Genomic DNA, 10,852 nt, shown 5'->3' with positions numbered 1-10,852 from the left:
GGAGAGTTCGCTAAAAAAGCCTATCCAACAGGCACATTTCCCAAAAAGCTGGAACCGGGAGAACCCTACAAATATGATGTGGAGATGGAAGATATTTACCCGGGCGTAATTGACAAGCTCGAGCGTTCTGATTACCTAAGAGTGGCTATCAAAGATGCCAAGGACAAATATCACTACTCCAAAAAACTCAAGATTTCTGACCTCAGAGTTTTAAAAGCAACTGCAGAGGTTAGAAATCAGGAGCAGGGATGAAAGAACTTACTCTTAAAAATACAACCAACATAGATGCTCCGCTCTCATTTAGGCCCATCTTTATGTAACTGTTTTATAATTAATTACTCTATCCCGGACCATAACTAATCTTATTCATTCAATTGCTTTGTTATAAATCACTTCAGGAAACTTTACGTCCTTCCATTCTGTTGGGGCATAATAAAATGAAACCTTCTTCTTAAAAGGCACCTTTCTAATCTCTTCCTCATCACCTTGTTTAACGTTAATAAAAGCTGGTCTCCACCTCGGCATTTCAGAGAGCCGTTGCAATGCGTCTCTGTTCATTTCTGGAGAAAGTTTAGATATTAACCTTGGTGCCTGAATTCTACCAAGAGTATCAATCACAAAGTCCAATACCACATAACCCGCCATTGTACTGTCAATGGTATCAGAATATATTCGAGTGAAATTATCCAAATCCCCTTTACCATCAGCGAAAACAGGCCTGTTCTTCTTTGGTAAGTAATAGTAGGTGCTATCTGCATTCAAATATAACGGAAGCTCCTTATTCAAGCTATCGGCAATAGTATTTGCCCTACTAAGAAAATTCTTTCCATATCGGCATTCAATAACCTGATCCATTATTATCTTGAAACAGTCATTTTCTTCATTCTTGGTTGAATGTCTCGCCAAAATTCCAAACTCATCAAGTAATACTCTGGGGAACCGCTCCTTAACACTATTATAGTACACGTAGATAAGATTTCCTTTGGAAATTTCACGTTTCGCATTTTGCAGGCCCTTTCGACAAGAAGAGTCATCTTCAACATTCTTCTCATTGTTAGGCTCAGAATTCCGAGATTGACCGCATCCACTTACACCAATAAATACAATTAATACTATCAAATATTTCATTCCTCTGGCTTTACCTCGGCTCCTTCTTGAATATTGGGAGCTGTTAAAAAATAAAAATAGTCTAGACCTTCAAAAAGATTATAATTCTCGGGAGAGTTTTCTTTCAAAAACTTCTCCCCATATTTTTTCAACCAATTTTCATCATACAAATCGTAAACTTCATTTACAAATTCATCCAACTTTTGATAAAACGCAATTTGTAAGTTCCAAGAAACAGAATCACCTTCTTTAACTTTATCAAAGAATTGTTGTACAACAGGATCATCTTGAAAGTCTTTTTCATACCCTCTATCAGCTGCACCTGCATAGGCTTTGGCTACTTTGGCTTCGACTTCTATCTGAAGAAGAGTTTTCCCTCCAGCATCTTCTGCGCCATAATAATCAAGTTGACCTGCGTGAAACACTTCCTCAAAGATCGGACTTGTTCTATTCGCCCCATATACAGATAATTCAGGGTAATAAAATAATCGAATTACATATGGGTCATCCTTGCTTCCCTTATGATTCAATTCAAATCGACCAGATACATTTCTGTCGTCTGGAGTAAAATGGCTTTCTTTAAAGCGATAATAGTTATTAGATCTTTCCAATTGGTTATATACCTTCGCGAAAATATCTGTTGATTTTTCGGTATACAAGTGAATAAAAGTATTTGCAAAATCTTTTCCATGACTATTTTCCGTAAAATCAGGATAGGACCACCAAGAATAACCCAAAAGCCAATTTTTATAAGCCCAAGGAATTACAATATTTCCATCCGGGTCTATGTTATTTATTGGATTATCTAGAGCAAAGTTATATGGACTATGACTTGGGTAAGACTTCCAATATGCATCAACACTTAGCCAACGAGATATTCTAGCATCATAAATTCTGGCTCCGAAATCATAAGAGTTTCCACTACCTGAAATTTCATCGTCTTTCTCTTTACCATTAAATCCGAACCTGTAGGAAGTTTCATTGAAACTCTTCCCTGGCATAAGAGACCCGCCGGGATAGTACGAATTCTTGGATTGAAGATCAGCTTTATAACCAGTATTCGTATACGGTCCTGTGGTATATTCCGCAACTTTGATGTCACTAATGGTAGCTCTCACGTTGCCGAGGTGATCGGTGAGTTCATACACCTTGTTATCTGTAATGTCGCGGGTGTAAATGTTGTTTTCTACCGGGTAAATGCGAATGGGCTGTGGTGGTAGGTTTCCTGTGAAGGTAACATCACTGCCCAGGTTGAGATTTACTTGCTGAAATGACGGTAAGTTCGTGGCGTCCGGTGATGGAATGATCTCCAGATCATGATTAGTTGTGGTGCTCAGGTAAACATACATCTTCCCGTCTTTGCCACGCCTCACTTCTCCCGGGGTGAGCATTACCTGTTCCCGGGTGCCATCATTAGTTGTGGCTAGTCCAACCCGGTAGATCCCTTCTACTGATGTGTTTGTTCCTACTGCTGTGCCGCTGTAGTAGAGCCACTTTCCTTCGGGACTGAAGGACATGCTTTCTACTCGCAATTCGTCAGATGGTGGCACGTCAATAAACAGGGTTGATCCGGTAACGTCATGGGCCACATCAAGGGCGTAAACTCTCAACTCACCTGTGGTAGGTTGGCCCGATGCCAGCCAGTTGCAATTGGCCACGGCCAGCTTGCGGCCGTCAGCAGAGAGTTGAATCTCTCCTGGGCTCACTGCCGTGGTAATGAATTCGTCTATTACTTGTTTGGTGAGAGACTGTTCGCCTATCACAAAGCTTATCAACTGGGTTTGCCCTCCTTCCTGTCGCTTCATAAACAGCCTGCCGGTGCCATATCCACTATGGTCCTCTATCAGAGCCATTGTGCCTTGCACATAGTCACCTTCAGTATCCAGTATGTTGTTTTTCGATATCACTGCTCCTGATCCATTGTTGGCCGACATGTCTATCACATGGTAATAGGGAAGTCCGGCCAAACTAAAGGTGAAAAGATAATAAAGTTTGTTGGCTCCGGGGGTTTTTGTGAGCATGGATTTGCCTCGCCAGTCTGATGAGATGTTCTCACTGTTGGCTACTACATCTCCATTGGCGTTGTACAACCGCGATTCGCTGAACAGGTTGTAAGGCGGCTCCGAATATTGATTCATGGTGGTAAAGCGCAACACGACATTGCCGTCCCGGTCTTCGGCAACACAGGTATTTTTTCCGGCTTCGCCCCATGGTATAGCTATAGCCTCCTGGGCTGTTGTGGATGTTCCTGCCAGATCGACTTCAAACAATTGGGTTTCTTCTGTATTGGTGCCGTCATCCCACTGCCCGATGATCGGAAAGTGTTCGTATTCGGAAATAAAGACTCTGTCTTCGGTGACGTATGAGAATGGTGATTCTGTTTCTTCATCGGGATAAAAGGTGCGCCACATCTCCAAATCAGATTTTTTCTGTCCAACTCTGCTGCTGCCGTATACCGGTTGTTCAAGTAATCGATAAACATCTTCATAGCCATCTGGCAAGTCTTCCTGATTCTTATGATACACCGACATGATGTTGCCCTGCGCATCGCGGACGTAGTAGGTGACTGTTGTGTCCTGGTCAAGAGGAAGTATTCTCTCTTTGGCAATTCGCTCTCCGTTAGAATTATAGTAAAAGTTTAGTATCTCTGTGTATTCCTGGTACATCAAAGGCTTTTGCTTTGACACCCGTTTAACCTTACCAGAGACAGTCCACTCTATAAAAGTATACTCGTTATTAACTAACGAAGGATTGTTCTCATCCTCATCCGACTGAAAGTGTGTCTCGGAAGTTAAATTTCCAATCTCGTCATATTGATAGTCAGATTCTCCTTCGAAGTCACTCGATGTATTTGGAGTAACATCCAGTACACCAGACTCTGAAACATTATCAAGACGATTAGAATTGGTCGAATTATAGGTGTAATTCAGATCATCCATAATTCCATTCGGACTATTTCGATAAAGCGACTGTAAGTTCCCATTAGCATCGTATTCATATTCTGATAAATAAGATGGATTAGCCTGCCAACTGCTTCCACTAAAAGTGTGATAGTTGGATCTCACCAATCTATTCAGTTCATCATAACGATACTGGAAACCAGAAGGTGCGGACTCCCAGGTATCGGTGCTTCCTTCTACGCCCGCTCTAAATGCCCAGGAAGAAATGTTGCCGTTGTACAGATCGTGAGCACCGGCCAGTGCCTGGTTATGGCTCGAGCTAAACGGTGAGTTGGTTTCGGCAAAATCCCCATCAAAGTAGGTGAGAGTCATACCGAAAGCATCGCGGGCTACTTCTGAATTATTGAGGTTGTCTCCACCAGGATCGATTGATTCATCGAGGCTGTGATGGTTCATGGCTTTTAGCCAGCCCTGCAGGGTGTAGGTGTAGTCAGTTCCCTGCACCAAGTCTTCCCCCAGCACGGTTCGCTTGAGCGGACCATGATCATAATAATCGTATCTGGCGTCTTTTTCCCAAATTACTCCATCGTCCGATGTTTCAACATAGCTAATCCTGTCATCGGCATCATACGAATAGCGATGATAAAACTGATCAGCTCTACCTTCATTGTATGCAACCTTCAGCACATTTCCACTCACCAGGTCATATTCGTAGCCAATATATTGCTTTCCGAGCTTTGGAAAATCCTGCACAAGCCACTCTACATTTCCGTGGGGGTCGTAGCTATAATATGTGTAAAAGCCTTCGTAGGTGTATGTGTAGCTCACTCTATTTTGTAAGTTGCGTTGAGGCGAGCCATTGAGATAGATCACTTCATTTGCTGGTGTAGTGTACACGGTATATACTTGCTGATCACAATCTTCAAGATTGGTAGGGTATGCGTTATTATTTAGTTGTTGATCTGTCGGTGCGATGAGTCCTGGAGCAAGCGCATCCGCTTCACCCACTTCTACAATTCTTCCCAGAGCATCGTACTTGGTATATGAATATTTCTCATCGGCCAGTTGTTTGGCATTTTGAGAAAAGCGCAATTGACCATCATCATTGTAGAAGAAATAAGTTTCTCCACCGTCCGGTGTCTCCTGTCGTACCATCTGACCGAGGCTATTGTAATAGTATTCCGTAACCATTTCGTGGTTCGGATGGACTGTTCTGTCCATTGCATCAAGCTCACCCTGGTCCATGAGGTCAACACCTTCAGGTGGTACCGTTTTAATCAGGTTACCCGCCCTGTCGTAATAGTACAGTGTGTAGTGGTGATATCCCAGGCTGTAGCTCACAGTTAGGTTGTCAGAGACATTCTGCGGATTAGCACATTGATTCATGTACTGGTATTCGATGTCTTCCTGCGCTTCTTCAATCATTTCGTATTGAAGTTCGCCAATTGCAGTTAGGAGCTGCCCTTCCAGAATCTCTTCACAAGGTAGAGGCTCAATTGGAGGACCCTGATCAAAGTTTGGAAGTTGATCTACCGGCAGCCATTTGAAGCAGACTTCAAAATCACATGGTGGGATAACTGCTTCGTAACTATTGCAAAGCTCCGAGGTAGTAAATTGCGGGTTGGTGCCAAGTGAGGAAGTTGCAACATATCGATTGCCATCCTGTACCATTGTTTGAAATGTCCAGTCTCCGTTCGCATCAGCCATTGTGCTACCGAGATATTTTTCAGCTTTGCGATCCACATTCAAGGTGGCGTCTAGACTACTCAAGAAGACTTCAATCATGGAGCCAGGTTCAGCAGTTCCAAATATTCCTGCAGAAGTAGCTCCGGTAATATCCACATCAGGGTTTCCGGGCTGATTTTCATCGAGATCTGAATAAATTGGTAAGAAAGTAAATTGACTAGCATCATCAGACTTAATAATCCGATTTCGGTTAAACCCATGTCGTCCATAACTTTGGATTCCAACCTGATGAACACCACAAAGTGTATTGGCCATTCCAACTTCAAGCCCCCCTACCTGGTAGTGCGCGACAGTTGAAGAAAGGTAAATTCCAATCTGAATATTTGTGTTTACAGCAGGATTCGGTATTAACTCGGTTCCACCAATAATGTTTCCATATATCACTCCATCCTCTGCTCTTTCCGGGATAGAGGTAGCTTGAGCATCATCAATATTAATTGCCCTTTCGCAATCGTGAAAGATATTATCATAAACATCAATACCCGTCCAGGAATTTATTGCATAATCAAAGTCTTCAAATTCAAATCCACTCACTTCTGACTTTTGCTGAAATTCAAAACAATCGAAAGAAGAGGTTCCCTGGCCAACTAGTTTAATTCTACGGTCTGTTCCCAGATAATTGCCACTGGAGGTTCCGGCATCAATACAAACCGCCCTTTCAATACTGGGTAGAGCGCTAAGAAGTTCAATGGTGAAAGACTGATTGCTTTCCTCCTCGTTTTGGAATCCATCAAAATCAAAGATAATCAAGGCGTTTTCGCCTTCATTAATCTCGTTGGCCATCAAAATAGCATCTCTCAATGTACAAGTACCAGAGGATACCCACGGTACGTGGCAATTGCATGTCTCAGGCGTAATTGCGTCATCTGTGGAGTTCACCGTAAAGACATGATCATAAAGTATCGGGTTCGGTTCAAAATTGTAGAAATCATGCATTTCGTATTCAACCGGTGCTGGATCGGTCTCCAACACTGTTTCATCTACAAGAGTGTAACCAGAGGCACAGCTACCCGGACCAGTGGGCAGGGAAAGTTCGTATTGAGCAAGCATCGCGGATTGCACTGATTCAATCTGAGTTGGAGTTCCAACGGACTCAATAATATTTGAGCCAGGCGGATCATATTGCACCTCTATTACACAAGACGCTTCGCAATGGTCGATTAGCCCCATTACCGCACATTGCAGGTCTTCGTCCTGGATAACATCATAAGTTCCGCCTGGCTGCGACCAATCAAACCAGTTCTGTTGTGTGATTGAGACTCCAGTTGAAACGTAATTTTCAGTGTAGGGATCTTGTTCGGTCAAATAATCATCCATTCCCTCTACATAAATATTATTGGCGTGGTAGAGGTTGAGTAGTTCAGACCTAAACGATTCCTCTCTTGACTGGCAGAGACTTTCACATTCGGTTTGAATTTCTTCAGCAGTGTCAACCGCCATCTGGTTATCGGGGACTACCGAGCTATTTTGACCTGCTTCAGCACCACGCACACATTGATTAAAATTAAACCAATGTTGATTTCCGAACTGAGCCAAAGAGCTCACGGGTGATAGTCCGGTTTCGTTTGGGTCCTCGTTGTTCGAAGTCTCAATAATGCTGCATGCACAAATCTCTTCCATAGAGGCATCTTCTCCCAAGCCAACACAATCTAAGGTCTCTGTCCCATTATCTAAATTGTAATCTTCATAAAAAACGGGACCTACTTCCGCAAGTCCATAGGCCAATGCCTCATTACTATCTAATCCAGTACCCGCGTAATCAGAAGACGTCATGCCTGTAAACTTATAACCTGTACATTCCAGAAACATCGGAACAAGGTCCACGGACATTGAAACTTCAAGTTCTTCGGAATCATAAAGTCCCGCCAGGGCAGGTGCTCCCTGTACCAGACCCGTCCAACATTCCCAAAGGTCTTCACATTCATAATTACCTTTTGCCGGATCTAACATGTTTGTCAATAAATCCTGGAATTCGTTTGGCAAATAATTCGGACAATAGTCAGACCAGTCGCCTTCGAGATTACTGGTCAAAAAGTTGGTGTAATCTACAGGGTCACATTCAAGTGGATATATACTTTCGGTATCGCAAATATCAAATACAGGTATCTGAACATCCGAACATTCAACACCATTAAACTCAACAGTTACATATTCCTGATTTTCTGAAAGTGGCCCGCCATTAATGTCTTCGTAAAAATCGTGAATATCAATCACACCGTCCATATTCAAATCCTGAGAAGTACCTGTTCCAGCCAGATAATCATCCAGCAGGTCAAAAAGCTCAGTTTGAAAGAGTCCTTCAATTGTAGTTTCAGCACCATCAAGCATGTCTGCAAGTGTTGACTGGCTTGCTCCCGGAGGTGTGGTATTTGAGTATATTGTTCTGGAAATAATGTAAGTCCCCGGCTCCAATTGATCCGGTGTAGTCACGCTTGATGGCAACTGAGGATTACATGTTCCCCCAGAGCAAGTATAGACCGGGCCTTCCGGGAATAAGTTTATTTCGGGTTCCTCAACATTATAAATTTCAAAGTGAATCTCATAACTGCAGTCACCTCCACCTAAGCATGGAGTAATCGAAGCAGCAGTTAATGAATAATCGATAGTCAGGGCTGTTGGCTCGGCTAACGTAATTTCCGATGAAGCTATAGAACTGTATTCGTCCAGTGGAGTGTCACCGTTAACACTCTGAACAACCGAAAATTCAGCCTCGGCCTGAGAATCGAGTGGTTCCAGGGTATTCGTTTGAGGCTCCACGATAGTCAGACATGTGGCAATTGTTCTCCCTTCTTTATCGATGTAAGTGACGTTTCCGGAATTGTTCGGATCAATTGTAATTACCTTTTGAACACTTTGGCCCAAAGGCGCTTCATCGCCAAAAACACGGTAGAGTTCTGAATCTGTAACTGAGCTGTAGTATGTTTTTGATGTTTTTCTACCTGCCTCATCTTTCAAGCGGAAAGTTTCTCCAACACCAGATTGTTCTTTTACGCGACCGGAACCGTCAGGATAATATAAGGTTCTGGTATACGGATAACCTTCTGATCCTGGTATACCATCATTATCAGAACTTGAGTAGTAGGTTTCAAACTCTGTGGATGCAGCCACTGCAGATGGTTCTTTGTAATTGGAGTTTTCATCGAAATGCTCCGGTCCGTATGGCACATCAGTAGTTCCACCCTGACCGTCCGACTCAGTGCTCTTGAGCAATTGAGATTGGTAGCCAAGTCCATCTGTATTGATGGGCACGGGCATCGATTGCAAAGTTGGTCTTCCGGAGAAATCATAAACCGTTTGGGTAGCCACGATATAATCGTCATTCGATTGCAAGTGTCGCTGACTTTGGGTAGCCTGGTTTAATCCGTTTGCATAAACAACCTCTTCACGGGTTTTAAAGCCCTGACCTTCTCTATAGGAACCCTCGGTGAAAACTCTGGAATATATCCAGTTACGATCTTCATCCAAACCATCTAGGTCACCAAGACCATCATTTGCCTGAGTTGGATCGACTGCAGTGTTATCATAAGTGTAAAACGCTGTCCATTCTCCGTAATTTCTACTATTGGCAATTCCTCCTTCATAGAGGTTTCCTATCGGGCGAACTCTCCAGGCGTAAACCCCTGACCCCTCGGCAATGGTGATGGTTAAAGATTTTTCTGGTGATTGTGTTTCAATACTCAAAGCAGCGTCCCAATCCATAGTAGATGGATATGGATGAACCGGGTCCAGATTTTGATCCTGTCCGCTATTGTACAGACGCATTATCTGGAACTCATAGTTTGGAAATTCCAGATCACAAATAGAACTCCAATCGAAAGTATATCTGCCATTCCCTTCGGCAGTTTCTTCCCCAATGGTTAACAATTGGGAGTTATCAATTTGACCAATCCGGTACTCTGGCTCTACAAAAAGATCTAACCTCAATTCGTCTTCGATAGGAACAACTCCCGGAGCACTGTAACTTGAAAGATCTACTTCAGCTTCAATGTGAAAGATATCCAGGTAAATATCTGAAATATCAACCTGAAAGACCTGTTCGGGGTTGAAATTGTCGATATCGAAAACCACATCATAAGTAGCGATCTGAGTGCTTGTATTGTCAGGGCCGTTGTAGGCTCTTATTTCAAGTTCGATATGTTTGGAGAACTGATTGGTAGAATTGATTTCCGCAGCACCAAAGTTGAAAACCTCGCCCAGATCAACGGTGGCGTATAGTATTGCTCTATCAAATTCCTTGGAAACACCTTCGCAATTTGGCAATCCCTGGTCTTCACAGTGATTAATGGTAAGGCCCGGCATCACACCATTTAGGATTTCGTTATCGGTCACCATATCTTCCAATATGCTTTCATCAGTGTAGTCGTTAACATAGAAGTCGATAGATGAAGAAGCACTTGACCCGCAATTGTTCACCGGAGTCAACGTAACTGTATACAGACCTGATGTTAAGCCGGTGATAGACGCAATATCAATAGTTATTGTGGGTTCGGTGGTAGTCGTGTTGAATACACCAGTAATTTCCCATTCATATTCTGCGGCATTGGCGGACGCCACAGAGCTGAAAGTTTCAAATGTAGATTGACTGCAAACTGACTGCGGACCATCAATAGGATTTGCCGGATCTGGCAACACCACATAAGTCAAAGGGTAAGAGGCAGTCGTCCCTGAGCCAGCCGGATATACTGGTGTGATTTCTATAGCACCTGCACTCGGATAATCATCGAAGTTGAGATACGCGTTTACATCAGTGCTCTGAGGATCAAGAGTAACACCATTTGGCAGCGCCCATTGGAAGCTTGTTGCATCCGGATCTGGCTGAGCAATTTCAAAACTAACCAATGAGCTTCCTCCACAAATAGGTGGAATGTCGGTTACAGTTAGGGACGGCTGAATGTCGTCAAAAGTATTAATCTGGATTGATCCCTGATCAATCAGTTGATCATTTGAATCGAACGCTTCTGCTGAAAGAGAAAATGTTCCTTCAGAAGTCCATTCTACATCAACAGAACTTTGGTCGCTAGCTCCAATTATGCTCCCACCCTGGACAGACCAACTGTAATAATTCACATTTGAGGGAGGGTTTCCCACACCATATTGGT

3 protein-coding genes are annotated in these 10,852 nt (G+C 43.1%); 1 reads left to right on the top strand and 2 read right to left on the bottom strand.

All coding sequences use genetic code 11. The annotated features are described in order from the left end of the window. The coding region (locus ABHV44_RS10145; RefSeq protein WP_459074573.1) for a hypothetical protein at nt 1–252 on the top strand (252 nt) is incomplete at its 5' end. 114 nt (nt 253–366) lie between these two features. Here ABHV44_RS10145 and ABHV44_RS10140 read toward each other — a convergent pair. Beyond that, nucleotides 367–1,128 (bottom strand): hypothetical protein, encoded by a 762-nt coding sequence (locus ABHV44_RS10140; RefSeq protein WP_459074572.1) that lies wholly within the window; start codon nt 1,126–1,128, stop codon nt 367–369. Next, entirely contained in the window at nt 1,125–10,820 is a 9,696-nt protein-coding gene (locus tag ABHV44_RS10135; protein ID WP_459074571.1) for an RHS repeat-associated core domain-containing protein, read from the bottom strand. Before ABHV44_RS10135 ends, ABHV44_RS10140 begins: the two co-directional genes overlap by 4 nt. Nucleotides 10,821–10,852 lie beyond the last annotated feature (32 nt).

The organism is Halocola ammonii (genome assembly GCF_049334165.1).
In the GTDB taxonomy this organism is placed as follows: Bacteria; Bacteroidota; Bacteroidia; order Flavobacteriales_D; family Sanyastnellaceae; genus JBEGHD01.
The sequence above is the reverse complement of the archived record's forward strand: the minus strand, read 5'-3'. Positions and strand labels throughout refer to the sequence as shown.

Excerpts from the sequence above, each read along its gene's own strand:
- ABHV44_RS10140 (WP_459074572.1), bottom strand. The coding sequence starts at position 1,128 with ATGAAATATTTGATAGTATTAATTGTATTTATTGGTGTAAGTGGATGC.